The organism is Muricoccus radiodurans (genome assembly GCF_050154705.1).
GTDB lineage: Bacteria > Pseudomonadota > Alphaproteobacteria > Acetobacterales > Acetobacteraceae > Roseomonas > Roseomonas radiodurans.
On sequence record NZ_CP189561.1, the window covers coordinates 2,600,068 to 2,623,685 of the forward strand.

Sequence of the window (23,618 nt, forward strand, 5' to 3'; positions counted from 1 at the left end):
TTCAGTCCAGGGTCACGCCGGACTCGGCCGCGATCGGTCCCCAGAGGCGAAACTGCCCCTCCCAGAACTGCCGCAGCTCCGCCGCGCCGGACCCGGCCGGCTCCACGCCGGTCTCGCGCAGGCGCCGGCTGCCACTGGGGTCACGCACGGCCGCCTGGGTGGCCGCCTCCAGCCGCTGGATGATCGGGGCGGGCGTGGCGACGGGGGCGAAAACGCCCATCCAGTTGAGGATCTCGAAGCCAGGGATCCCCTGCTCAATCACGGTGGGCACATCGGGAAGCAGCGGACTCCGCTCGGGCGAGGTGACGGCGATCGCGCGGATGGAGCCTTGCTGCACGAAAGGCGCCTGAGAGGCGATCCCTTCGATCAGGAAGTCCGTGTCCCCCGCCATCATGGACGCGAAGACCGGCCCCGCGCCACGGAACGGGATATGCTCGGCCTGCGTGCCGCTGCGGTTGCACAGCATGACGGCACCAAGGTGGTTGATCGAGCCGGGGCCTGAAGATCCATAGGTCGTGCGCCCCGGGCGCGTCTTCATCCAGGCCACGAACTCCTGCAGGTTGCGGGCAGGCACGTGGTTCCCGACCGTCAGCAGCATCGGCATGGTGATAACGAGCGAGACGGGGGCGAAGGCGCGCTGCGTTTCGAAGCGCAGATTCTTGTGCAGCAGGGCGTTCAGCACCCCCGCGGTGACGGTGAAGAAGCCGAGGGTGGAGCCATCCGGCGCCGCATTCGCCACCGCCTCCGCCCCGATCACGCCACCGCCGCCGCCGCGGTTCTCCACCACCACGGACCGGCCGCCCAGCGCCTCGGACATGCCGGGGGCCACGATCCGCGCCACCACGTCGGTCGAGCCGCCGGCCGCCGCGGTGACGATCAGCCGGATCGGCTGACGGGATGCATCGGCGGGCGCCTGGGCGCGGGCCGGCCCCGCGGCGAGGGTGGCGGCGCCGGCCAGCAGGCCGCGCCGCGATGAGGCAAGGGTCATGCTTGTCCTCCTTGGGAACGCGCCGGCAGTTGGATCGCCAGCATGATGTTGCTGAGACTCTTGCCGTGGATGTCCTGGGCGAGGGAGATCGTCACCCCACCGCCCAGCGCGTTCTGGATGACGAAGTTGAAGGCCTTCAGGTTGCGGATCTCGTAGCGCTTGACCGGTCCCTTCGCGACGTGGCGGTAGGCTTGCCGGACGCGCTCCTCGGTCAGCACCTCGCGCAGGAACTCCCAGTCCGCGTCGTCGTAGAGGATGACAGAGACGTTGGAGGTGTTGCCCTTGTCGCCCGCGCGGCAATGGGCAAGGTCATAGACCCGCAGCGGCGCGTCGCTCATGCGCGTCCCTCCACCATCACCTGCGCGTTCACCAGGTTGCGTGGCAGCAGCACGGATTTCACGGCCAGCACCTCCCGCACGCGCGGTTCGCAAGCACCGCCGGCACCGCCGGGACCGTGCATGTGCATCGCCCGCACCTCAAAGCCGACGGCGTGCGCCGCCTTGCGGTCCTGGGCGCGGGCGGCGACGCGCAGGCGCACCTCGTAGGGCTCCGGGCGGTGCTCGGGATCGCCGTGCAGGCTGGACATGCCAATCAGGTCCACGCGGTAGTCGTCATAGGTGAAGCCACGGCGGCGCAGCCGTTCCTCGACGATCTGCGCGGCCCATTTGGCGCGCGCCACGGCGTCGATGCCGCCATAGGAGACCTCGCCCTCCCCGATCCAGCCATCGGTGTGGCCGACCGTGACCTTGTAAGTGTCGGTGCGGGGACGGGCGCGGGCGCCGCTGACGCGCACCCGGTCCTCCGCCACCTGCTCCAGCGACAGGCCGGTGATGTCCAGGCGGCAGTCGGGGGTGATGTATTCGGTCGGGTCGTGCATCTCGTAGATGAGCTGCTCCGTGCAGGTGGCGACATCTAGGCGGCCACCGCTGCCCGGCGTCTTGCCAACCGTGATGCCGCCATCCCGCGTCGCATCGGCGAAGGGGAAGCCGTTGTTCGCGAGATCCGGCACGTCCTTCACCCCCGGCCAGCCGAAGCAGCCGCCGGTGACGGACGCCGTGCACTCCAGCAGATGTCCCGCCGCCGTCCCGGCCGCGAGCTTGTCCCAATCGTCATAGTCCCAGCCGAATTCGTGCATCATCGGCGCGAGAAAGAGTGACGGGTCTGCCACGCGGCCCGTCAGCACGACCGGAGCGCCGGTGGAAAGTGCCTCCACGATCACGTCGGCGCCGAGATAGGCGTTGGCGGAGACGACGCGGGGCAGGATGGATTCCAGCGGTTCCTCGTTCTCCATCAGGCGGAGGCCGGGCTGATTCCGCAGAACGCTCGTCACGTCGTCGCCCACCACCACGGCAACGGGGATATCGCCCAGGCCCATCTCCTTCGCCACGCGCCGGGCCGCGCGGGCGCCGCCAGGCGGGTTGGCGGCGCCCATGTTGCTGACGATGCGGATGCCCTTCTCCACGCAGGTCGGCAGCACCAGCCGCAGCCGCTCCGGCATGGAGGGGGTGTAGCCCTTCTCCGGATCCTTCAACCGGTCCTGGTTCTCCCGTGCGACCGTGCGCTCGGCCAAGCACTCGAAGACGAGGTAGTCCAGCTCCCCGCGCTCGGCGAGCTCCAGCGCCGGGATCATCCGGTCATCCGACGTACCGGCGCCCGCGCCGACGCGGATGCGGTCCTTGGTGCCGCTCAAATCCGATCCTCCATCACGCCACGCGTGCCCAGGGCTCACCGCCGCCCAGCACGTCCAGCAACTGCTGCGCGACCGCGAGCGAGCTCTTGGCCTGGGTGTCCTGCGTGCCGCCGGCCGCGTGTGGGGTGCAGACGACGTTCGGCAGGCTCACCAGCGGGTTCTCCGTCGTCGGTGGCTCCAGCGCGAAGGCGTCCAGCCCGGCGCCGAAGAGATGCCCGGACGCGAGCGCTGCGTGCAACGCAGCCTCGTCCACGATGCCGCCGCGGGCGGTGTTCACCAGGATGGCGGTCGGCCTCATCACCGCCAGCTCCGCCGCGCCGATCATGCCGCGGCTCTCCTCGGTCAGCGGCAGGTGCAGCGTCAGCACGTCCACGCGCGGCAGCATCTCCGCCAGCGTGGCCAGACGTTCATGCGGGATGTCGGGCCAGTGGTCGGCGGGAACGTAGGGGTCCAGTGCCAGAATCTTCGACTCGAACGCCCCATGCCACTTCCGGGCGATGCGCGTGCCGATGTTGCCCATGCCGATGATGCCGACCGTGCGGCCCCACGCCTCCAGGCCGAGGAAATTCTCCCGGCTCACCTGACCGCCGCCGCGAATGGCACGGTCCATCTCCGGCACGCGGCGCCCGACCGCCAGGGCGAGGGTCAGTGCCAGCTCGGCCACCGCCTCGCTGTTCACGCCGGGGGTGTTGCAGACGGTGATGCCGTGGTCGCGCGCGGCCTGGAGGTCGATCGTCTCCACCCCCACGCCCTGCTTCACGACGGCGCGCAGGCGCTTGGCCGTCGCGAAGTCCGCGCGGGTCAGGGGCGTGAGGCGGACCATCAGGCCGTCCGCATCCTCCCGCCAGTCCGCCACGCGGGGATCATCCCAGAGGATCAGCTCCGCCCTCTGCGCGACGAGGTCCAGGCCGGCACGGTGGAAAGGGTCGATGGCGTAGACCCTCGACATCAGGCCCCCGCCTCGCGGCGTATCCGGCTCATGGGCGCGCGCGGCGGCGCGCGGCGGGCGCGGGTCCCGATCGCCATCGTCATCCTCCCTCCGGCGGCCGTCGCGCGGCCGCGGTCGGGGCGGATGATGCGGGCGGTCGGCGCGGTCGGCCAATCAGAAGTCGCCCATCCTCCATTGAGGCAGGCTATGGGACCGCCTCGTCCCGACTTACCCGTCGAGGGTGATGCCGAGCGAGCGGATCAGCGGCACCCAGGCGGCTCGCTCCGCGGCGAGCAGCGCGGCATAGGCGTCCGGCCCGCCCGGGTTCGGCTCGATTCCGATGGCGCGCAGGCGCTCGCCCACGGCCTCGTCGCGCAGAACCGCCGCGAACTCCTCGGACAGCCGCGCCGCGACCGCCTCCGGAACGGCGGCCGGCGCCAGCAACGCCTGCCAGGCGAAGGCCTCGAAGCCCTGCTGCCCCAGCTCCTGCAGCGTCGGGGTTCCGGGCAGGATACGGAGCCGCCGTGCGGACGCCGCGGCCAGCGGGCGGATCGCCGAGCCGCCGCGCAGATGCTCCAGGCCGGTCGGCACGTCGAGCATCATCGCCTCGACATTGCCGGCCAGCAGGTCGCTCAGCGCCGGAGCGGCGCCGCGATAGGGCACGTGGTTGAGCCGGATCCCGGCCTCCCGCGCGAGGCGCTCCATCGCGAGGTGGTGCGGCGAACCGACGCCCGGCGAGGCGTAGTCGATCGAGCTGGGCGCGGACCTCGCGCGGGCGATGAAGGCCTCCGCGCCGCGGATGTCAGAACCGCCCTTCACCACCAACACGAGGTCCATGCGTGCGAAGAGCCCCACGGCCCGGAAGTCGCGGTCCACCTCATAGGGCAGGCGGCGATACAGGACGGGGTTGAAGACGAGGGTGCCGTTGTCGGCGGTCAGCAGGGTATAGCCGTCGGGCGCGGATCTTGCGGCGGCCTCGGCCGCGATGGACGTCGCGGCCCCCGGCCGGTTCTCCACGACGACAGGCTGCCCGAGGCGCGCCGAGAGCGCCGTGCCGAGCAGCCGCGCCGCGCTGTCCGAGCCGCCGCCGGGCGCGTAGCCGACGATCCAGCGGACGGGACGGTCCGGATAGGCCGCGCGTGCTGCGCGCCCGGCCACCACAGTTCCCGCAGCGGCCAACAGCGCGCGGCGCGCCAGGCAAAGCTTGTTCATGGCCCATTCTCTCCTTACCGGCTGCGCGGCGCGCAGCAGCCATGGTTCTTTCCGGGTCAGCCCGGCGAGGCCTCGGCACCGATGCCCCGTAGCAGCTCCGCCTTCTCGGCCACGTCGCGCGCCGGGCGGCGGGCGAAGGCGTCGGCCCCGGTGTGATAGCTCTCCGGTTGCGGCGCGCGACGGGCGGCGGCGCGATAGACCTCCTCCCGCGCCACCTCGGCGCAGGCGGCCTCCAGCACGGCCAGGCGCTCGGGTGGCGTGGCGGCCGGCGCCATCAAGCCGCCGAAGGAGGTAGGGGCGACGTCGAAGCCCTGCTCGATCGCGGTCGGCACGTCCGGGAAGGCCGGGTTGCGGGCCGTGTCGAAGACGGCAAGCAGCCGCAGGTCCGTGCGGCCGGACGCCGAGCCGAGCACGATGGCCGCGAGGTCCAGCCGCCCGCCTAGGACATCCGTGATCACCGCCCCATCACCCCGATAGGGAACGTGCGTGATCTCCACCCCGGCCACCCGGGCCCATTGCAACACCGCGAGATGCGGGATGGAGGCGATACCGAGCGAGCCATAGGTGATGCGTCCCGGTGCAGTCCGTGCCGCGGCGACCAGGTCCGCCAGGTTGCGGAAGGGCGAATCCTGCCGCACCGCGATCGCCTGGGCATTGGCGAACATCTGGCAGACCGGGCGCAGCGAGTCCGGCCGCAGCCCGGAGTTCGGCTGCGTCACCGGCAGCACCGACAGCACCAGGGACGGCACGAAGGCGAGGGTGTAGCCGTCCGGCGCCGCGCGCGCGACGCCTGATGTTCCCACCGCGCCCGCCGCCCCGTCCCGGTTCACCACCACGACAGGCTGCCCCAGGCGCTGCGCGAGCCCGGTCGCCATGGCGCGCGCCATCAGGTCCGTCGCGCCGCCGGCGGGATACGGATTTACCACCTGGATGGGACGGGCAGGGTAAGCTTCCTGCGCCCGGGCGCCCGGTGCCGCCGCCAGGCCGAGCGCCACGCCGACGAGTTCCCGCCGTCCGATCATCCTCGTTCCTCCCCTGCGCCCCTGCTCACCGCGCCACGAGGTTCATCTCGCGCAGGAAGGTGGCCGCGTTCTCGTATTCCGCGGTGAGTCTCGCGCCGAAGGCGGCCGCATCCAAGGGCGGGGCGATCTGGCCGGTGTTCTCGGCCATGGCGCGATAGGGCTCGCTCCGCGTCGCCTCCAGGCAGGCGGCCTCCAGCCGGCGCAGCAGGGCGGGCGGGGTGCCGCGCGGGGCCATGACACCGCCGAAGCCGCGCCAGTTCACGTCGAAGCCGGACTCTTTCAGCGTGGGCACGTCCGGAAGGCCGGGCTGTCGTTCATCCGCCACCACGGCCAGCACCCGCAGGTCGGTGCCGCGCACCGTGGCCCAGGTGGTCATGGAGAAGGCGAGCACACCGGACTGCGTGTCCAGCACCTGCTGCGGGGAGGAGCGGTAGGGGACATGCGTCATCGTCACACCGGCCCTGCGTGAGAGCTCCAGCGCGACGAGGTTGCCGACCGTGCCCACGCCGGCATCGCCCCAGGTGATCGCCTCCGGCCGGGCCCGCGCCGCGGCCACCACGTCCGCGACGCTGCGGAAGGGCGAGTTCGCCGGCACGATCATGAGGAAGATGTTCTCGAAGGTCTGGCACACCGGCTCCAGCGCGCCCCAGCCATAGGGCAGGCCGGCGGTGAGGAAGGGCCGCGTCGTGAGCATGCCGGAGGGCCCGAAGAACAGCGTGGCCCCGTCCGGCCGCGCCGTCGCCACGGCGGCCGCGCCCACCGAGCCGCCGCCGCCGTCCCGGTTCACCACGACCACCGTCGCCATGTTGCCGAGCGCCGCGCGAAGCGCGTCGGCGAAGGGCCGCGCCATGATGTCCACCACGCTGCCGGCCGAGAACGGCACCACCAGCGTGATGGTGCGCGGCATCTCCTGCGCTTGCGCCGCGAGCGTGGGCCCAGTCAGCGCGGCCGCCAGCATCGCTCTCCGTCCGATCATGCGCCTCTCTCCCGCGTTCTGGCTTGTCGCTATTCCGCCCGGATCACCGCATCGGCCCAGGCGCAGCCGGTGCTCGACAACGGGCCGGGGTTGGGGTCTGGAGCGCGCACGCCGCGGGCAGCGGCGTCCATCGCCAGCGCCCGCATCCGGGCGCGCGCCTCATCGGGCAGGTGGAAGCGCTCATGGCCCCAGAGGCTCGGGCCGTCATGCGTCTCGTGCGGCTGCCAGGTGGCGGGGTCCACCACCCGCGCGCCCCAGCCATACTCGACGAAGAAGCCGGAGGGCGTGTTCGCGTAGAAGGACGTCATGTGGTCGTTGGTGTGGCGCCCTAGCCCGTAGGCCAGCCGGCCCTCCTCGGACCGCGCGAGATCATGGCCCTGCCCGACGTCGTCGAGCGCGCCGAGTTCCACCATGAAGTGGTGCAGGCCGGAGCGGCCGGAGCCCACCATCGCAAAGGAATGGTGCCGTCCGTTCACGTGGAAGAAGTAGAGGGGATAAGGCGTGCGCGACCAATCGGTGACGCGGAAGCCCAGCAGATCCCGATAGAAGGGCAGCAGCGCGTCCGCATCCGCCACGTGGAGCACCGCATGACCCATGCCGAGCGGTCCGGTACGGAAGCCGCTGATCGGCCGGCCCGGCGTGAACTCCGTCTCGGCCCGCCGCGCGCCATGAAAGGCTTCCAGCGGCGTGCCTTGCGGATCGTGGAAGGTGATGAGGTCCACCACCTGCCGCTCCGCCGCCAGCCCGCGGGGCCCACGCGAGACCGGTGTGCCGGCCGCCTCCAGCCGCGCGGCCAGCGCGTCCAGCGCCGCCGCGTCCGTCACCTCCCACCCGATGGTGGCCGGCACGGCAGAGTCCGAGACGATCAGGCGCTGGCAGCGGTCATCCATCCGGAAGGCGCGCGTGCCGCCACCGCGGTCGACGCGCTGCATGCCGAGCAGTCGCGTCGCGAAGCCGTCCCAGTCGTCCAACCGGTCCGAGCCGATGACCATGTAGCCGAGCGCCTGGACGGTCATGGCTATTCCTCCGCGATGACGGGGTTGCGCAGGGTGCCGATGCCGGAGATCTCCACCTCCGCCACGTCGCCGGGCCGCATGAAGAGCGGCGGCTCCCGCTTCATCCCGACGCCGCCCGGCGTGCCGGAGACGATCACGTCCCCCGGCAGCAGCGGCAGGATCGTGGAGATGTAGGCGATGAGCTGCGGCACCGGCGTGATCATCAGGTCGGTGGTGGTGTGCTGGACCACCTGCCCGTTCAGCCGCGTCTCCAGAATCAGCTTCGAGGGATCGGGGATCTCGTCCGCCGTGACCAGCCAGGGGCCGAAGCCGCCCGTGCCCGCGAAGGTCTTGCCCGCCAGGAACTGCGAGGTGTGGCGCTGCCAGTCCCGCACGCTGCCCTCATTGTAGCAGGCATAGCCGCCGACGTGCCGCAGTGCCTCCTCCGGCGCGATGTGCCGGCCACCGGTGCCGATGACCACGGCCAGTTCCCCCTCGTAGTCGAACTGCTCCGACACGCGCGGGCGCACCAGTGGCTGGCCATGCCCGACCTGGCTGCCGGCATAGCGGGCGAAGAGGGCGGGCTTCTCCGTTACCGTGCGACCTGTCTCGGCGACGTGGTCGCGATAGTTCAGCCCGACGCAGATGATCTTGTCGGGATCGGGGATCACCGGCAGCAGGTGCAGCCCATCCAGCGCCTGCGTGGCGGGCCCGGACGCCGCCTCGCGCGCCTCATCCAGCAATCCGGCGGACAGCAGGCCGCGCAGCCCACTCGCCCGGCCGGCAAAGCGCGGCGTCAGGTCGACCACGCCATCGCCGGAGACGGCGCCGAAGCCACTCTTCCCGTCCCGCTCGAAGGAAACCAGCCTCATCGCGCTATTCCTCTGTTCCGCATCGTCACAACGCCTCCGCCAGCGCCCGCATCTCGTCCGTGTCGCGCGCGGCGCCGAGCACGTGGCGGTCGGGGCGCAGCAGCACCGCCTCCGCCCCGATTCCCTCCAGCATTGCCGCCACCTCCGGCGCGCCATCCGCCACCAGCACCGCGCCGCGCGCGGAGAGCCGGTCCAGCACCGCTTCCGGCAGGCCGGCCGCGAAGCCCGGCCGCATCACGGCGGCGAAGCGCAGGCCCACCCTGTCATCCAGCAGCGTCCCGTCCGAAAGGCGGGGCTGCGGCGGCAGGCGCCCCGCCGGCTCGGTCCAACCGATGGCGGGGCCGGGTCCCAGTGCCGGCCGCACCGGGACCAGTCGCTCCGCCTGGCCACCATGCAGCACGTCCGGGGAGACCACCGCCTCCATCGCCGTCGTGTTGATCAGCCCGCCGATCCGCACGGCCTCGCGGATATAGCCCTCCACGTGCGGGGCGCGCTCCGTGCCGTAGCTGTCCAGCAGGGTGTCCGGCGCCTCGCCCCGCAGCACCCGCGGCAGCTTCCAGGCGAGGTTCGCTGCGTCCCGGATGCCCGCGCACATGCCCTGGCCGAGGAAGGGCGGGGTCTGGTGCGCCGAATCCCCCGCGATCAGCAAGCGCCCGTTCCGCCAGCGCCGCGCGACGGTGGAGTGGAAGGTGTAGATCGCGCTGCGTTCCAGCACCGCGTCTTCCGGCGTGATCCAGCGGGAGAGAAGCGGCCAGGCCTCCTCCAACCGGCCCAATGCCCCGAGGTCGTCGCCCTCCCGCAGCGCGATCTCCCAGCGCCGTCGGTCCCCCGTGCCGCGCACATAGGTGGCGGGGCGCGCGGGGTCGCAGTGCTGCACCGTATGGTCGCCGAGGTCCGGCCGGGGGCGGCGCAGGATCGCGTCCACCACCAGCCAGCGCTCGTGGAAGCCGAGATCCTCCATCGGCTCCCCGATCCACCGCCGTACGAGGGAGCGAGCCCCGTCGCAGCCCACGACGTAGCGGGCCGATACCCGCCCGATGCCGCCATTCGTCAGGTCCTCGTAGCGCAGGCCAATGGCTTCCGGGCCTGGTTCCAGCGCGAAGACCTCCGCCCGCGTCCAGACGGACACGGAGGGCCAGCGCCGCAGGCCCTCGCGCAGAGCCCGCTCCAGATCGGGCTGGTGGAAGCGATATGAGACGTTCCAACCCTGTGGGCCCACCGTCATCGGACGCGACCAGTCCAGGAGCAGCCGCCCCTGCCCATCCACGAACCGCGTTCCAGGGGAGACATGGGTGATGGGCAGGATCGCCTCGGCCAACCCCATGGACTGGAAGATCCGCATCACCTCGTCGTCGAAGTGCACGGCGCGGGGCAGGCGGTAGGCGGTGCCCTCCCGCTCCAGCACCAACGTGCGCACGCCCTGGGCGCCGAGCAGGTTCGCCAGCGCCGCACCCACGGGGCCGAGGCCGATGATCGCGACCTCCGCGTCGGGGAGCACGTCCCTCACGGCGCGGCCTCCAGCCAAGTGTCCCCCTCCTGTCGCAGCGCGGCCTCCCGCGCGCTGCCCGGGGCCGGCAGATCATCGGGCACGGTGCGGCCGGCGCGCCGCAGCCGCCAGGCGAGGAAGCGGTGCCCCGGCGCCAGGCCCGCCAGCTCCTCCGCCGCGATCGGGGCGGCGGTGCCGGGGATCGCCGGCGCGATCGTGTCGTGATCATAGACCGCCACGCGGTCCAGCAGGCGCCAGGGACCCTCCCCGCGCCGCTCCACCCGGTCAAGGAAACGCATGTTCGTCTGCCCGATCATCTCCACCCCGTCCACGAGGCCGCGCATGTGCAGGAGCACGTCGGTCTCCGCCAGGGCGCGCCGGCCGCGCAGCACCAAGCGCGATCCGCACATCACGTGCTTGGAGAAGTTGCGCCCACGGATGGCGCGGCACGCCTCCACGAAACCGGCGAAGGGGCCGGCGTACCAGCTCACCGCGATGGTCCCTTCGAGGTGGAAGGTCTCGGACAGGGCGTCCCACTCGCCGGCGTCGCGGCGGAAGCCCCAGGCCTCGATCACGCGGCGGATGGCGGCGCGGTCGGCCTCCTCCTCCGGACGGCCGGGCTGGCCTGGGTGCTCAGCTTCGCTCATTCGATCGGTACCTCCAGCTCACGCACCAAGCGGCCCAGCGTCGCCCGCTCGGACGCGATGAATTCCGCCAGAGCGGCTGGACCGTCCGCGGATACCTCGGCGCCGAACTCGTTCAGCAGGCGGGCGCGGATGACGGGATCGGCGAGCACCGACCGGGCGTCGGTGGACACGCGCCCGACAACGGCGGCCGGCGTGCCAGCCGGTGCCATCAGCGCGAACCAGCCGCCCATCGCGTAGCCCGGCACCGCCTCCGCCACGGTGGGAATCGTCTCCAGCCCCGGGAAGCGGCCGACGGCGGTGATGGCGAGCGGCACCAGCGTGCCGGCGCGGATCTGCGGCGTGAGGAGCGGCGTGCCATCGATCACCAAGTCCGTGCGGCCGGCGATCGTGTCCTGCACCGCCGCGGGGCTGCCGTTGTAGGGCACGTTCGTCAGCGCGAGGCCCAGGCCGCGCGCGATGCGCTCCCCCGCGAAGCGCGGCAGGCTCGTCGCGCCGCTGGTCGCGAAGGTCAGGCCCTGCGGTGCGCGGGCCGCCGCGCCCTTCAGCTCCGCCAGGCTCCGCACTCCCAGCTCCGGGCGCGCGGCCAGGATGAAGGGCGTGGTCATCATCAGCGTAACGGGCGCCAGATCCCGCGCGGGATCAAAGGGCATCGCCCGCATGATATGCTGGTTCAGCACGAGCGGCGTCGCCTGCGTGAACAGCAAGACATGCCCGTCCGCCTCCGCCCGCGCGGCGGCCGCGGCGCCGATGTTGCCGCCGGCACCGGGCCGGTTGTCCACCACGACCGCCTGGCGCCAGGTCGCCGAGAGTCGCTCCGCCAGGATGCGCATCGCGCTGTCGGGCGCACTGCCCGGGGCAGCGGGCACGACGACGCGCACCGGCCGCGACGGGAACGCGCCCTGCGCCGCGGCGGGACGTGCGGCCGTGAGCGCAGCAAAGGCGAGCAGGGATCGGCGCTTGGGCGCCATGGCCGTCGTTCCCTCCATCGGCGTGATCGCCGTTGAGGGGAGTTCAGCGCGGACGCTTGAACGGCGACAGCGTCATTTCCCGGATGTCCGCCTGGTGAACCGGCGGGCTCAACCCTCCCCCGCGGCCAGACGGGCCTCGATCCGCCGGGCCGTCTCCTGCAGGGGCACGAGGCACTGACGGAGCGCCTCGTCCCGACCGATGGCGCGGGCCATCCAGATCGCGTTGATGCAGCCGATCAGCCGGTCGCCGTGCCGGATCGGCAGGCCGATGGAGCCGGTGTGCGGCCAGATCGCGCCGCCCTGCCGCAGCCCATAACCCCGCCTCCGCGTGGCCGAGAGCAGGCGCGCCACGCCGGCCGGGTTCCGCGCCGGTGCATCCGCCGGATCGTCCGAGGCCGCCAGCAGCCCGAGCAGCGCCCTCCGCTCCCGCTCCGGCGCGAACGCGAGGTAGGCAAGGCCGACGGAGCTGGCGAGCATCGGCATGTGCCGCCCCACCATGCCGCGATCGATCGAGAAGGGTGCGATCCGGTGCGTGGTGTCGCGGATCACCATGTGAGTCCCCTCCAGCGTGGAGACGTCGCAGGGCCAGGAGATGCGCTTCGTGAGGGCCACGAGTTCTGGCGCCGCGACGGCGGCGATCCAGTTCTCGTCCTCGAACCCCTCGGACAGGCCGCGCACCTTCAGGCGCAGCCCGAAGCGGTCGTCCGAGGTGCCGCGGGCGACGTAGCCCTCGTCCAGCAGCGTCTGCATCACGCGGTAGATCGTGGCGCGGGACAGGCCAGTCTCCCGCGCCAGGGTCACGACGGTCGCGCTGCCGTGGCGGTTCAGCGCCGCCAGCACCGCCAGCCCGCGGGAAAGGGCGCGGATCGGCTTTGGCTGCATGGGCGTCCGCGCCTGTGGCTGCCGTGCCGGTCTACTCCAGGCGCAGCCCGATCCGCTGCACGATCTCCTGGTAGAGTCCGAACTGGCGGTCCAGGAAGGCGCGGGTGGCGGTGGGCGTGCTCTCGGGCTCTGGCAGCGTGCCGGTGGCCTCCAGCCGCGTCTTCACCGCCGGCTCCGTGATGGCCCGCGCGGCGGCGCGGCCGATCGCCTCCGTCACGTCGTCCGGCATCCCGGCCGGCCCCGCGAGAACGGTCCAGCTCGCCACCTCATAGGCGGGCAGCCCGGCCTCCGCGACCGTCGGAACGTCGGGGAAGTTCGGGTCGCGCCCCCGCGTGCTGACGGCCAGCAGCCGCAGCGATCCGTCCCGCACCTGTCCGACGACGGAACCGAGCGTGTCCACGGCGTAGAGCGTCTCGCCCTTCATCACCGATTCCGGCGTCTGCGAGCCGCCGCGATACGGGACGTGCATCGCCTGCACCTCGGCGAGCTTCGCCAGGTACTCGCCCGCCAAGTGGGAGATGCCGCCCACGCCGGAGCTGGCGAAGCCGAAGCGCCCGGGGTTGGCGCGCAGCCGGTCCAGCAGCTCCGGCACCGTGCGGATGCCGCTGTCGGCCGCCACCACCAGCCCCATCGTGCTCAGCCCGAACAGCGCGAGCGGCGTAAAGTCGCGGGTGGGATGGTAGCGCGCGGCCGCCGCGCCGGAGGCCGGCGCCACGGCGAGCGTGGAGGCCGAGCCGACGAGCAGCGTGTAGCCGTCCGGTCGCGCGCGGCGGACGATGTCGGCGCCGAGCGCGCTGCCCGCGCCGGGCTTGTTGTCCACCACGGCGCGCCCGCTCTCCCCCAGCAAGGGCCCCAGCCGGTCCGCGAGGAGCCGTCCCGCGAGGTCCGTTGCCCCGCCTGCCGCGAAGGGCACGACGACCGTGATGACACGGTCCGGAAAGGCCGCAAGCGCCTGGCGCGCGAGCGCCCCGAGCGCAAGGCTTCCCAGCACACCGCGATGGATCGCGCGACGACGGATCATGGATCGTTCCCCTGTTGCGCCGCACGGATCTGACGCCGCGCGGCCACCTGATGGAGGAACGTTAATCCAAGCCGCGCCGTCCTTCGAGGGGCCGAGGCATCAGCCGGCGTCCGAGGCCGGCCAGGCGGCCCAGAGGACGCTGCCGGATTCGGACTCTGTGATCAGCACCCGGCCATCGCCGGTCACGAGCAGGTTCGTCACTGTCCGCCCGCGGCAGGAGCGGATGCGCGCGAGCACCTCACCCTGCTCCGACAGCACGAAGACGCAGGCGAGCGATGCGTGCGCGACCAGCAGGTGGCCCTTACCGTCCATCGCCATCCCATCCGGTCCGCTGGTGCCGTGGAAGGCGGCGAAGCGCCCGACCTTCGACGTGCTGCCATCCGGCAACAGCGGGAGGCGCCAGACGGCGTTGTCGCGCGTCATGGCGACGAAGAGCACCTCCTCATCCGCCGAGAGCGCGAGGCCGTTCGGGGAGGGACCGTTGGACAGCAGCAGGTCCAGGCGCCCATCGGGGCGCAGCCGGTACACGCGCCCGGTCGGATCGTGCAGCCCCGACTGCCCCTGGTCCGTGAAGTAAAGCGTGCCGTCCCGCGCGAAGACAAGGTCGTTCGGCCCCTTGAACCGTTCGCTGTTTCTCCGCGTCAGCAGCGGCGACACGGCGCCGGTCGCGAGGTCGAGGGAGAGGATGCCCTGCTTGTAGTCTGCGATGGCCAGCCGATCGCCGTCCGGGTGCAGCGCCAGTCCGTTCGGCTCTCCGTCATACTCGGCCAGCAGCGTCCAATCGCCGCCGGGGGAGATGCGGAAGATCCGGCCGTGCGGAATGTCCGTGACATAGAGGTTGCCGGCGTGGTCGGGGCAGGGACCTTCCAGAAAACAGTCGACGGGCAAGCCGCGCTTGTTCGCCCGTGACCAGTCGGTCACCACCGGGCGGCGCAGCGCCGCCGGCATTTCCGTCAGGACCTGCGTCGCGATCTCCGCCGGAATCATGCCATTCCTCCACACTGTCTGTTTCAGCCGCCCAGGATGCGGGTCAAGGCGCGGGCTTCTTCGGACACCGCGACCTCGATCTCGGAGAGATGCGCGCCCTCGAACCGCCCACGCGGCCCGGTCACGCCCAGCGCGCCGAGAAAGGCGCTGCGTCCCCAGACCGGCGCCGCCACCGCCGCCGTCTCCGGATCGCGCTCCCCGACCGAGACGGCCAGGCCGCGAGACCGCACCGCGTCCAACCGCTCCCCCTCCCCGCCCGTATGCGCCATCAGCACATGCGCGCTGGCCCCGCGGTCGAGCGGCAGGAGGCTGCCCTCCTCGACATGGTGCCGGATCGGGCGGGGAGAGGATGTGCGGAGCAGGCAGACACGGTGATCCCCCTCCCGCACGAAGAAGCTGGCCGTTTCCCCGGTGCGGGCGACCAACCGCGCCAGGGCCGGACGGACATTCTCCGAAAGATCGAAGGATCGCTGATACAGCCCGCCCAGCAGCAGCGGTGCAGGCCCCAGGCGGAACAGCCCGTCCGCGTCGCGCTGGAGGTAACCGAAGCGCTGGAGCGAGCCCGCCAGTCGCAGCGCCGTGCTCGGATAGAGCCCGGCCCGGGCCGCGAGTTCCGCCAAGGTCAGCCGGGGCGTGCCGTCCGCGAAGGCGTTCAGCAGGGTCAGGGCGCGCTCCACCGCCTCGACGCGGTCCGCGGTGCCGGAAGGCTCTCGGCCCGGCGCAGGGGGGCGCCCCCGGCGCGGCCGCTCGGGCGCCGTGGGCATGACAGGGCGCGGAATAAAGGAGGCCACCACCTTTTCGTCCTTGACCCTGATGGAAGTTCGACGCTAGGTCTCCGCTTAGGAACAGAAATCATTTCTGTCAAACAGAAATTACCGGGGTAGTTCAGGATGACCGACCGGACCACGCGCCCGTCACGCCGCGCCGCCCTTGCACTGCCCTGGGTGGCGGTCCTGCCGCGCCTCGCGCGCGCCCAAGGCGCTTGGCCCACGCAGCCCGTCCGCCTGATCCTGCCCTATGCCGCGGGGGGTCCGACCGACGTCATCGCCCGCTTGATCGCTGACGCGCTGTCGCAGCGCCTGCCGCAACGCGTGGTGGTGGAGAACCGGACGGGCGCGGGCGGCAACATCGGCGCTTCGGCGGTGGCGAAGTCGCGGCCGGACGGCGCGACCCTGCTGTTCAGCAACACCGGCCACGCCGTCAACAAGGCGCTCTACGCCCGGCTGGACTACGATCCCGCGACAGACCTCGTACCCGTGACGATCGTCGCGGAGAGCCCGATGGTGATGCTCGTCCCGCCCCATTCGCCGGACCGGAGCGTGGCGGATTTCGTGGCGCGGCTGCGCGCCTCCGGCGGCCGCATGACCTATGCTAGCACCGGCACGGGTGGCGCACTGCAACTCGTCACGCTGCTCTTTCTGAAGGCGGCGGGCGCGCGGATGGAGGAGATCCCCTATCGCGGCGCGGCGCCGGCGGCGCAGGACCTGATCGCGGGACGGGTGGACCTGCTCTACGACGCGGGTTTCACCGCCTTCCCGCTCGCGACCTCGGGGCAGGCGCGGGCGCTCGCCATCTCCGCCGCGCAGCGCTCGCCCGTGATGCCCGACGTGCCGACGGTGGGAGAGGCCGGCTTCCCCGAGGCCACCTTCTCCGTCTGGCAGGCCATCCTCGCGCCCGGTGGCACGCCCACGCCGCTTCTCGCCCGCATCCGGGCGGAGATCGCCGCCGTGCTCGCCGACGGCCCGCTGCGCGCCCGCCTCGTGGAGATGGGCGCCGAGCGGATCATCGCGAACACGCCCGAGGAAGCCCGCCGTTACGTGGATGCCGAGATCGCCCGCTGGACCGCCGTGCTGCGCGAGGCCGGCGTGCAGCCACAATGAGGACCAACATGGACAGTCTCCCGCCCACCAAGCCCCTGCCCCTTTCCGGCGTGCGGGTGATCGAGTTCTCCCACATGGTCATGGGCCCGACCTGCGGGCTCGTCCTGGCCGACCTTGGAGCCGAGGTCATCAAGGTGGAGCCGCCGGGCAAGGGCGATCGCACGCGCTATCTCACCTCCTCCGGCACCGGCTTCTTCGCGGCCTTCTCTCGTAACAAGAGATCCGTGCAGCTCGACACGGAGAGCGATGCGGACCGCGACGCGCTGCTGCGCCTGATCGACACGGCCGACGTGCTGATCGAGAACTTCCGCCCCGGCGGGCTGGAGGCCCGCGGCCTGGGCTACGCCGCGCTGTCCGCGCGCAACCCGCGGCTGATCTACCTCTCGCTGAAGGGCTTCCTCTCCGGCCCCTATGAGAACCGCACCGCGTTGGACGAGGTGGTGCAGATGATGTCCGGCCTGGCCACCATGACCGGCCCGCCCGGCCGTCCGCTGCGCGCGGGCGCACCGGTGAACGACATGATGGGCGGGATGTTCGGTGCCATCGCCGTGCTGGCCGCGCTGCGCCAGCGGGAGATGACGGGCCGCGGGGAACACCTGCAATCCGGGCTGTTCGAGAACGCGGCCTTCCTCGTCTCCACCCACATGCTGCAAGGGGCTATCACCGGATCGCCGCCGCCCTCCATGGCGGCGGGGCGCCGGGCCTGGGGCGTCTACGACGTCTTCACCGCCGCCGACGGCGTGCAGCTCTTCATCGGCGTCGTCACGGAGCGACAGTGGGAGATCTTCACCCGCGCCCTGGGCGACCCGGCCCTGATGGACCCGGCCTGGGCCACGAACAACGCCCGCTCGGCGGCACGGGAGACATTGATCCCGCTGGTGCAAAGCCTCGTCGGCAAGCGCCCTGTGGCGGAACTGGAAGCCATGTGCGAGGCGGCCGGCCTGCCCTTCGCGCGGATCAACCATCCCGGCGACCTCTATGACGACCCGCACCTGAAGGCGAGCGGCGGGCTGCTGCCGGTCACCCTGCCGGATGGGCGCCCGGCCGCCGTGCCGGCCCTGCCGATCCAGTTCGGCGCGTCGCGCCTCGGCGTCCGCTCCGACCTACCGGCACCGGGGCAGCACACGCACGAGATCCTGTCGTCGTTGCCGGGCGACACGACGCCGCCAGCCGCGGATGACGACGGAAAGGACCACCTGCCCACCGCCGTGGCGCAGGGATGAGGAGAGGCAAGATGACCGACCTGCCGAGCCACGTGGAAATCCAGGAGGAAGGCCCGCGCGAGGGCTTCCAGATCGAGGGCGGCCCGATCGCGACCGCCGACAAGATCGCCCTCATCGACGCGCTCTCCGCCACCGGGCTGCGCCGCATCCAGGTGGCGTCCTTCGTGAACCCGAAGCTGGTGCCGGGATGGGCGGATGCCGAGCAGGTGGTGGCCGGCTTCGCCCCGCGCGATGGCGTTGAGTACCATGCCTTGTGGTTCAGCCCCGCCAATCTCCAGCGCGCCCTGAACTTCCGGGACCGGCTGACGCTGTTCGGCTCCATCACGGTCAGCGCGTCGGAAGCCTTCTCCAAGCGCAACCTTAACCGCGACCATGACGGCCAGCTGGAGGCGATGCGCAAGAATGTGGCGGCGCACCAGGCGGCCGGCGTACCGGTCACGCGCGCCAGCGTGCAGGCCTCCTTCGGCTGCAACTTCTCCGGCGACGTGCCGGCGGAGCGCGTGGTCTCCGTGCTGGCGGATGCCCTCGCCCTCGCGGAGGAGACGGGCTGCACGATCGAGCGCGTGTCGCTGGCCGATTCCATGGGCTGGGCGACGCCGCTGCGGGTGGAGCGCGTCCTCGGCGCCGTGCGGTCCCGCTGGCCCGAGCTGAAGATCGTGCTGCACCTGCACGACACGCGCGGCCTCGGGATTGCCTGCGCCATGACCGGCCTGCGCATGGGCGTCACCACCTTCGACGCGGCCGTGGCCGGCGTGGGCGGCTGCCCCTTCGCCGCCCACCCCGGCGCCCCCGGCAACATCGCCACGGAGGAGCTCGTTTTCCTCTGCGAGGAGATGGGGATCGAGACCGGCGTGGACCTGGACGCGCTGCTGGACGCAGCGGCGCTGGCGGAGCGCATCCTCGGCCGCCGCCTGCCGAGCGCCATGATCCGCGGCGGCGGCCTGGGCGCGCTGCGTGCCCGCGCTGCGGCCTGACGAACGAACGAGGAGGAAACAGGATGCAGAGACGCGACATCGCCCGGGGCCTGACCGGCGCCGGGCTGGCCCTGGCCACGCCCCGCCTGGCGCGGGCGCAATCGGACTGGCCGAACCGCCCCATCCGCCTGATCGTCCCCTTCCCGCCCGCCGGCGGCACCGACGTCATCTCGCGGGAGATGGGATCACGGATCAGCACCGCGACGGGCTGGACGATCGTGGCGGAGAACCGCCCCGGCGCCGGCGGCAATGTCGGCATTGACGCCGTCGCGAAAGCCGCGCCGGACGGTTACACGATCGGGATGGGGCAGTGCTCCAACCTCGCGATCAACGTCACGCTCTATCCCAACATTCCCTACCAGCCCCTGCGGGACCTCTCGCTCATCTCGCTGATCGCAGTGCAGCCGAACGTCATCGTGGTGGGCAAGACGTCACCGATCCGCACGCTGGCGGACTTCGTCGCGGCGGCCCGGGCACGGCCCGGCGGCCTGACGCAGGGCCACGCCGGCAGCGGCACGGTCGGACACCTGTCCGAGGAGCTGTTCGACATCCGCGCCGGCATCCAGACGGTGATCGTGCCGTATCGCGGCGCGGCGCAGGTCGCCACCGACCTGATCGCGGGCCGGCTGGACGGGTATCACGCGAACCCGCTGGCGGTGCGCGGCATGCTCGATTCCGGCGACATGCGGCCGCTCGCGGTCACCTCGCCGCGCCGCATCCCGCTGCTGCCGGACGTGCCGACGGTGGCGGAACAGGGTTACCCGGGCTTCGAGGCGATGAACTGGACCGGCCTCGTCGCGCCCGCCAACACGCCGGCCCCGATCGTCGCCCGGCTGAACGAGGAGGCGCGCAAGGCGCTGACGCGGCCCGACGTAGTCGCCCGCATTGTCGCCGAGGGTGGCGAACCGAACCCCTCCACCCCCGAGGAGTTCCGGACCTTCCTGGCGGCCGAGATCGAGAAGTGGGGCAAGGCCGTCCGCGATGCGCGCGTGACGGCCGATTGAGCCTGATCGGTCGGCCATGGTGACTCTGGGGGAGGGTGAAGGGATGCCCCCGCAAACCTCTCACCTCCTTCCCCGTCTATCAGGCTGCCGCGGAATTCGGACAGGGGAGCGACCCCGTATCCACCGTCCGCGGAAGCCTGACAAAGATCGATGAGAGGGGGTCCGGGGGAGAGAATTCCTTCTCTCCCCCGGGCCCTCAAGGAATGAAGCGCTTCGCCTTCTTGTCGTAGTCGTCATAGCCCAGCGTGGCGCGCAGCTCCGGCGGTGACATCGCGCTCTCCGCCCCCGCCTGGCCGGCCGCCAGCGCCGCCAGGCCCGCTTTCATCCCGGCCGCAACAGGCGCCAGCAGCCCCGTGGGATAGGCGCCGATCTTGAAGCCGAGCTCGTGTGCGCGCGCCTGGGACGGCGTTGCGCGCGGTGCGCCGGGGGAGAGCACGGCGAAGGACGGCCGCCCCGCGGCCGCCTTGATCGCGCGGCCGATCTCCTCGTCATCGGCAGGGGAGTCGAGGAAGAGGATGTCGGCGCCTTCCTCGACGAAGGCCTCGATCCGCGCCACCGCCTCGTCGATGCCGCGCGTGGGGCGGCAGTCCGTGCGGGCCATGACAAGGATGCCGGAGTCCTTCGCGGCCTCCACCGCCGCACGGACCTTCATCCGCGCCTCGTCACGCGGCAGGCAGGGCTTGCCGGCGGCGGTCAGCTCGCGCGGGGTGATCTTGTCCTCGATCAGGATGGCGGCGGCGCCGGCGCGGCCATAGGCGCGGACGGTGCGCTGCACGTTCATCGCGTTGCCGTAGCCGTGGTCGGCGTCGGCCAGCACCAGCGTGTCGGGCGCGGCGCCGAGAACCATATGGAAGGAGTCGAACATCTCCGCGAAGGAGAGAAGGTCGAGGTCGGGCCCGCCCAGCCGGCTGGCCGCGACGCAGGAGCCGGAGAGGAAGGAGGTCTTGAACCCGGCCTCGGCCGCCAGCTTCGCGCTCAGCCCGTCCCAGACCGCCGGCATGACGATGAGGCCGGGCTCCGCGAGCAAGGCGCGCAGGCGTTCTGGAGCGGTCACCGGAAATCCTCCCCTCTGGTGTGCCACGGACGGTAGGGCACTTCCCCGGTGCGGCCAAGCAAGGGACGTCGCGCCGGGCGTGCGCCGCGCGCAGAGGCTGCTAGGCTGGCCCAGCCGAGGACGGACACACGGTCCCGGCCAACGGGATCAGGGGAAGGAAACAGCATGCAGCGCAGGCACCTGCTGGCGGCGGCCGCGGCGGCGGCATCCCTGCCGGGCGTGGCGCGGGCCGCCTGGCCGGCGGACCGGCCGGTCCAGGTCTTCGTGCCCGGCCCGCCAGGTGGCGGCATGGACATCCTCGCGCGCGCGGTCCTGCCGCACCTGCAGCGGCGCCTGACCGGCGTGAACTTCGTGGTGATCAACCGCGCCACCGCCGCGGGGCAGCAGGCCTTCGAGGGCATCGCCCAGGCCGCGCCCGACGGCTACACCATCGGCGCCGCGCAGACGCCGAACTCCGTCACCCTGCCGATCGAGCGTCAGGTCCGCTACCGCGTGCAGGATTTCACCTTCCTCGGCAATGTCATCGAGGATCCCTGTGGCCTCTGGGTGCGCGCGGACAGCCCGATCCGCAACGCGCAGGACCTGGTGCGCGCGGCGCGGGAGCGGCCGGGGCAGGTCACGGTCGGCACCGCCGGCGTGGGCACGGACGACCACCTGCTGATCCTCGGGATCCAGGAGGCCACCGGCGTCGAGTTCGCCCATGTCCCCTTCAACGGCACGCCGCCGATCGTCACCAACCTCCTCTCCCGCAGCATCGAGGTCGGGTCTTTCAACATGAGCGAAGGCCGGACGCTGATGGCTGACGGGTCGTTGCGCGGCATCGCCCAGGGCGGCCCGTCGCGCTGGGAGGGCACGGGCGAGGTGCCGACCCTGCGGGAGCAGGGCTTCGATGTGCTCCAGGGCTCCACGCGCGGTCTCGTCGCCCCGCCGAACCTGCCGGCCGAGTTCCGGGACCGGCTGCGCGCGGCCGTCACCGCGACGAATGCCGACCCGGAATGGCAGCGCGAGGCCGAGCGCCTGAACCTGCCACTCCGTCCCATGACGGCGGAGGCGCAGGAGGAGCTCTTCCTGTCCGAGGACCGGCGCCTCCGCGCCCTGTGGGCCCGGCGGCCCTGGCGCGAGTGAGCGGCCCGCCTTGACCCGCACGGCGGCGGGGCTGACGCTGGAACAGGGAAGGCCGGGACACGCATCGTGACCGTGGAATCATCCGACATCATCATCGTCGGCGGCGGATCGGCCGGCTGCGTGCTGGCCGCGCGACTCTCGGAAGACCCTTCGACGCGCGTCCTTCTGCTGGAAGCAGGCCCACCGGACCGGGATCCCTGGATCCGCCTGCCGATGGGCTACGCGAAGCTCTACGGCAGCCGCCGCTACGACCCGGGCTTCGAGACGGAGCCCGAGCCCGCGCTGAACGGCCGCCGCATCCACTGGCCGCGCGGGCGCGTGCTGGGCGGCTCGGGATCGGTGAACGGCCTCGTCTTCCTGCGCGGCAGCCCCGGCGATTATGACCGCTGGGCACAGGCAGGCGCGCGCGGCTGGTCCTCCGACGACGTGGCGCCCGCCTTCCGGCGCCTGGAGAGCTGGTCGGGACCGCGCTCGGACGCGCGGGGCACGGATGGCCCGATCCAGGTCAGCGAGCCGCGCCGCCTGGCGCCGGCCGCGCGTGCCTTCGTCGAGAGCGCCGTCGCCGCCGGCTTGCCGCGCTTCACGGACGTGAACAATGGCGGCCCGATCGACGGCGTCGGGCCGGTGCAGCTGAACGTCGGGTCGGGGTTCCGTGCCTCCTCCGCGCGCCGCTATTTGCACCCGGCCATGCGGCGACCGAACCTGCGCGTCCGCACCGGCATCTCCGTGCAGCGCATCGTCTTCGAGGGAAACCGCGCCGTTGCGGTGCAGACGGCGGAAGGCACCTTCCGCGCGGCGCGGGAGATCATTCTCAGCGCCGGCGCGCTGGAGACGCCGAAGCTCCTAATGCTCTCCGGCATCGGCGATGGTCAGGTGCTGGCCGATTTTGGAATCCCGGTGGTGGCGCACAGCCCGGATGTCGGCCGCAACCTGCAGGACCACCTGATCGCGAAATTCATCTATCGCACCAAGCCCTGCGGCACGCTGAACGAGATCCTGGGCAGCCATTTCCGCAAGGGCGCCATGGGCCTGGACTGGCTGTTCCGCCGCGCCGGTCCGCTCGCGATCGGCGCCGGGGAAGCCACGGCCTTCGCCCGTATCACCCCCGGCGCAGAGGAAGCGGAGGCGCAGCTTCTCTTCGTCAACTTCTCCACCTTCGACTACGCGAAGGGGCTGCACGGCTTCCCGGGCGTGATGTGGAACTACGGCCCGTGCCGCCCGGACAGCCGGGGCTGGCTGACGCTGCGCTCCCCCGATCCGATAGACGCGCCGATCATCCAGCCGAACTACCTGGACCACCCAAACGACCTGCGGATCATGCTCGGCGCGGCGCGCCTGTCGCAGCGTATCGCGTCCATGCCACCCTTCCGCGACCTGATCGTGGAAGAGCTGCGCCCCGGCCCCGCGGGCAGCAGCGACGAGGCGCTGGAGGCGAATATCCGCGCCACCGCCGGCACCGTCTTCCATCCCTGCGGCACGGCGCGGATGGGCAGCGACGCCCGGGCGGTGCTGGACCCGGAGCTGCGTGTCCGCGGGGTGGAAGGGCTGCGCGTGGCGGATGCCAGCACCTTTCCTCTCATCCCCTCCCCGAACATCCAGCCCGCCGTGCTGATGGTGGCCGAACGCTGCGCCGAGTTCATCCGGCGCGGCGGCCGAGCAGTTCCCGCGGCCGCCGCGTGAGGAC

General features: G+C 72.0%; 23 protein-coding genes. 6 read left to right on the forward strand and 17 right to left on the reverse strand.

What is annotated here, in order from left to right:
• Nucleotide 1: 1 nt before the first annotated feature.
• The 16 genes from ACP6CK_RS12770 to ACP6CK_RS12845 form a co-directional block, all read right to left on the reverse strand.
• Nucleotides 2-988: a Bug family tripartite tricarboxylate transporter substrate binding protein gene (locus tag ACP6CK_RS12770; protein ID WP_426959368.1), complete on the reverse strand. Its 987-nt coding sequence runs from the start codon at nucleotides 986-988 to the stop codon at nucleotides 2-4.
• A complete protein-coding gene (locus tag ACP6CK_RS12775; protein WP_426959369.1) occupies nucleotides 985-1,326 on the reverse strand; it encodes an AtuA-related protein in 342 nt (113 codons plus the stop codon). The genes ACP6CK_RS12770 and ACP6CK_RS12775 overlap by 4 nt, the downstream gene beginning before the upstream one ends.
• Nucleotides 1,323-2,678, reverse strand: coding sequence for an acyclic terpene utilization AtuA family protein (locus ACP6CK_RS12780; protein WP_426959370.1), 1,356 nt, complete (start codon nucleotides 2,676-2,678; stop codon nucleotides 1,323-1,325). Before ACP6CK_RS12780 ends, ACP6CK_RS12775 begins: the two co-directional genes overlap by 4 nt.
• 13 nt (nucleotides 2,679-2,691) lie before the next feature.
• Nucleotides 2,692-3,627, reverse strand: coding sequence for an NAD(P)-dependent oxidoreductase (locus ACP6CK_RS12785; protein ID WP_426959371.1), 936 nt, complete (start codon nucleotides 3,625-3,627; stop codon nucleotides 2,692-2,694).
• 207 nt (nucleotides 3,628-3,834) lie between these two features.
• On the reverse strand, nucleotides 3,835-4,818 hold the full coding sequence (locus ACP6CK_RS12790) for a Bug family tripartite tricarboxylate transporter substrate binding protein (RefSeq protein WP_426959372.1): 984 nt from the start codon (nucleotides 4,816-4,818) through the stop codon (nucleotides 3,835-3,837).
• Between the two features lie 56 nt (nucleotides 4,819-4,874).
• Nucleotides 4,875-5,840, reverse strand: coding sequence for a tripartite tricarboxylate transporter substrate binding protein (locus tag ACP6CK_RS12795; protein ID WP_426959373.1), 966 nt, complete (start codon nucleotides 5,838-5,840; stop codon nucleotides 4,875-4,877).
• Between the two features lie 25 nt (nucleotides 5,841-5,865).
• Nucleotides 5,866-6,816 (reverse strand): Bug family tripartite tricarboxylate transporter substrate binding protein, encoded by a 951-nt coding sequence (locus tag ACP6CK_RS12800; protein ID WP_426959375.1) that lies wholly within the window; start codon nucleotides 6,814-6,816, stop codon nucleotides 5,866-5,868.
• 29 nt (nucleotides 6,817-6,845) lie between these two features.
• On the reverse strand, nucleotides 6,846-7,832 hold the full coding sequence (locus ACP6CK_RS12805) for a VOC family protein (RefSeq protein ID WP_426959376.1): 987 nt from the start codon (nucleotides 7,830-7,832) through the stop codon (nucleotides 6,846-6,848).
• Between the two features lie 2 nt (nucleotides 7,833-7,834).
• Nucleotides 7,835-8,683, reverse strand: a complete 849-nt coding sequence (locus ACP6CK_RS12810; protein WP_426959377.1) for a fumarylacetoacetate hydrolase family protein — start codon at nucleotides 8,681-8,683, stop codon at nucleotides 7,835-7,837.
• A 25-nt stretch (nucleotides 8,684-8,708) separates the two neighbouring features.
• Nucleotides 8,709-10,190, reverse strand: a complete 1,482-nt coding sequence (locus ACP6CK_RS12815) for a bifunctional 3-(3-hydroxy-phenyl)propionate/3-hydroxycinnamic acid hydroxylase (RefSeq protein WP_426959378.1) — start codon at nucleotides 10,188-10,190, stop codon at nucleotides 8,709-8,711.
• On the reverse strand, nucleotides 10,187-10,816 hold the full coding sequence (locus tag ACP6CK_RS12820; RefSeq protein WP_426959379.1) for a nuclear transport factor 2 family protein: 630 nt from the start codon (nucleotides 10,814-10,816) through the stop codon (nucleotides 10,187-10,189). The genes ACP6CK_RS12815 and ACP6CK_RS12820 overlap by 4 nt, the downstream gene beginning before the upstream one ends.
• Nucleotides 10,813-11,784, reverse strand: coding sequence for a Bug family tripartite tricarboxylate transporter substrate binding protein (locus ACP6CK_RS12825; protein ID WP_426959380.1), 972 nt, complete (start codon nucleotides 11,782-11,784; stop codon nucleotides 10,813-10,815). The genes ACP6CK_RS12820 and ACP6CK_RS12825 overlap by 4 nt, the downstream gene beginning before the upstream one ends.
• 108 nt (nucleotides 11,785-11,892) lie before the next feature.
• Nucleotides 11,893-12,666, reverse strand: a complete 774-nt coding sequence (locus tag ACP6CK_RS12830; protein ID WP_426959381.1) for a helix-turn-helix domain-containing protein — start codon at nucleotides 12,664-12,666, stop codon at nucleotides 11,893-11,895.
• Nucleotides 12,667-12,697: 31 nt separating this feature from the next.
• Nucleotides 12,698-13,687 carry a Bug family tripartite tricarboxylate transporter substrate binding protein gene (locus tag ACP6CK_RS12835; RefSeq protein ID WP_426959382.1) on the reverse strand — a complete coding sequence of 330 codons (990 nt, stop codon included), beginning with the start codon at nucleotides 13,685-13,687 and terminating at the stop codon, nucleotides 12,698-12,700.
• 99 nt (nucleotides 13,688-13,786) lie between these two features.
• Nucleotides 13,787-14,674, reverse strand: coding sequence for an SMP-30/gluconolactonase/LRE family protein (locus ACP6CK_RS12840; RefSeq protein WP_426959384.1), 888 nt, complete (start codon nucleotides 14,672-14,674; stop codon nucleotides 13,787-13,789).
• 23 nt (nucleotides 14,675-14,697) lie between these two features.
• Nucleotides 14,698-15,438, reverse strand: coding sequence for an IclR family transcriptional regulator (locus ACP6CK_RS12845; protein ID WP_426959385.1), 741 nt, complete (start codon nucleotides 15,436-15,438; stop codon nucleotides 14,698-14,700).
• A 126-nt stretch (nucleotides 15,439-15,564) separates the two neighbouring features.
• Between ACP6CK_RS12845 and ACP6CK_RS12850 the strand changes: the two genes are divergently transcribed.
• From ACP6CK_RS12850 to ACP6CK_RS12865, 4 genes are read left to right on the forward strand one after another with little or no spacing between them, the layout of a single operon-like run.
• Nucleotides 15,565-16,554: a Bug family tripartite tricarboxylate transporter substrate binding protein gene (locus ACP6CK_RS12850; protein WP_426959386.1), complete on the forward strand. Its 990-nt coding sequence runs from the start codon at nucleotides 15,565-15,567 to the stop codon at nucleotides 16,552-16,554.
• 8 nt (nucleotides 16,555-16,562) lie between these two features.
• A complete protein-coding gene (locus ACP6CK_RS12855) occupies nucleotides 16,563-17,777 on the forward strand; it encodes a CaiB/BaiF CoA transferase family protein (RefSeq protein WP_426959387.1) in 1,215 nt (404 codons plus the stop codon).
• An 11-nt stretch (nucleotides 17,778-17,788) separates the two neighbouring features.
• Nucleotides 17,789-18,751 carry a hydroxymethylglutaryl-CoA lyase gene (locus tag ACP6CK_RS12860; protein ID WP_426959388.1) on the forward strand — a complete coding sequence of 321 codons (963 nt, stop codon included), beginning with the start codon at nucleotides 17,789-17,791 and terminating at the stop codon, nucleotides 18,749-18,751.
• A gap of 23 nt (nucleotides 18,752-18,774) precedes the next feature.
• Nucleotides 18,775-19,755: a Bug family tripartite tricarboxylate transporter substrate binding protein gene (locus tag ACP6CK_RS12865; RefSeq protein WP_426959389.1), complete on the forward strand. Its 981-nt coding sequence runs from the start codon at nucleotides 18,775-18,777 to the stop codon at nucleotides 19,753-19,755.
• Nucleotides 19,756-19,951: 196 nt separating this feature from the next.
• Here ACP6CK_RS12865 and ACP6CK_RS12870 read toward each other — a convergent pair whose 3' ends face one another.
• Complete coding sequence (locus tag ACP6CK_RS12870; RefSeq protein WP_426959390.1) at nucleotides 19,952-20,809, reverse strand: isocitrate lyase/PEP mutase family protein; 858 nt, start codon at nucleotides 20,807-20,809, stop codon at nucleotides 19,952-19,954.
• Between the two features lie 165 nt (nucleotides 20,810-20,974).
• On the opposite strand from ACP6CK_RS12870, the gene ACP6CK_RS12875 reads away from it, so the two are divergent.
• A complete protein-coding gene (locus tag ACP6CK_RS12875) occupies nucleotides 20,975-21,934 on the forward strand; it encodes a Bug family tripartite tricarboxylate transporter substrate binding protein (protein WP_426959391.1) in 960 nt (319 codons plus the stop codon).
• 66 nt (nucleotides 21,935-22,000) lie between these two features.
• On the forward strand, nucleotides 22,001-23,614 hold the full coding sequence (locus ACP6CK_RS12880) for a GMC family oxidoreductase (RefSeq protein WP_426959392.1): 1,614 nt from the start codon (nucleotides 22,001-22,003) through the stop codon (nucleotides 23,612-23,614).
• The last annotated feature ends 4 nt before the right edge of the window (nucleotides 23,615-23,618 follow it).

Coding starts and splice junctions, on each gene's coding strand:
- ACP6CK_RS12770 (WP_426959368.1), bottom strand. CDS start 988: ATGACCCTTGCCTCATCGCGGCGCGGCCTGCTGGCCGGCGCCGCCACC.
- ACP6CK_RS12775 (WP_426959369.1), bottom strand. CDS start 1,326: ATGAGCGACGCGCCGCTGCGGGTCTATGACCTTGCCCATTGCCGCGCG.
- ACP6CK_RS12785 (WP_426959371.1), bottom strand. CDS start 3,627: ATGTCGAGGGTCTACGCCATCGACCCTTTCCACCGTGCCGGCCTGGAC.
- ACP6CK_RS12790 (WP_426959372.1), bottom strand. CDS start 4,818: ATGAACAAGCTTTGCCTGGCGCGCCGCGCGCTGTTGGCCGCTGCGGGA.
- ACP6CK_RS12795 (WP_426959373.1), bottom strand. CDS start 5,840: ATGATCGGACGGCGGGAACTCGTCGGCGTGGCGCTCGGCCTGGCGGCG.
- ACP6CK_RS12800 (WP_426959375.1), bottom strand. CDS start 6,816: ATGATCGGACGGAGAGCGATGCTGGCGGCCGCGCTGACTGGGCCCACG.
- ACP6CK_RS12805 (WP_426959376.1), bottom strand. CDS start 7,832: ATGACCGTCCAGGCGCTCGGCTACATGGTCATCGGCTCGGACCGGTTG.
- ACP6CK_RS12810 (WP_426959377.1), bottom strand. CDS start 8,683: ATGAGGCTGGTTTCCTTCGAGCGGGACGGGAAGAGTGGCTTCGGCGCC.
- ACP6CK_RS12820 (WP_426959379.1), bottom strand. CDS start 10,816: ATGAGCGAAGCTGAGCACCCAGGCCAGCCCGGCCGTCCGGAGGAGGAG.
- ACP6CK_RS12825 (WP_426959380.1), bottom strand. CDS start 11,784: ATGGCGCCCAAGCGCCGATCCCTGCTCGCCTTTGCTGCGCTCACGGCC.
- ACP6CK_RS12830 (WP_426959381.1), bottom strand. CDS start 12,666: ATGCAGCCAAAGCCGATCCGCGCCCTTTCCCGCGGGCTGGCGGTGCTG.
- ACP6CK_RS12835 (WP_426959382.1), bottom strand. CDS start 13,687: ATGATCCGTCGTCGCGCGATCCATCGCGGTGTGCTGGGAAGCCTTGCG.
- ACP6CK_RS12840 (WP_426959384.1), bottom strand. CDS start 14,674: ATGATTCCGGCGGAGATCGCGACGCAGGTCCTGACGGAAATGCCGGCG.
- ACP6CK_RS12845 (WP_426959385.1), bottom strand. CDS start 15,438: ATGCCCACGGCGCCCGAGCGGCCGCGCCGGGGGCGCCCCCCTGCGCCG.
- ACP6CK_RS12850 (WP_426959386.1), top strand. CDS start 15,565: ATGACCGACCGGACCACGCGCCCGTCACGCCGCGCCGCCCTTGCACTG.
- ACP6CK_RS12855 (WP_426959387.1), top strand. CDS start 16,563: ATGGACAGTCTCCCGCCCACCAAGCCCCTGCCCCTTTCCGGCGTGCGG.
- ACP6CK_RS12860 (WP_426959388.1), top strand. CDS start 17,789: ATGACCGACCTGCCGAGCCACGTGGAAATCCAGGAGGAAGGCCCGCGC.
- ACP6CK_RS12865 (WP_426959389.1), top strand. CDS start 18,775: ATGCAGAGACGCGACATCGCCCGGGGCCTGACCGGCGCCGGGCTGGCC.
- ACP6CK_RS12875 (WP_426959391.1), top strand. CDS start 20,975: ATGCAGCGCAGGCACCTGCTGGCGGCGGCCGCGGCGGCGGCATCCCTG.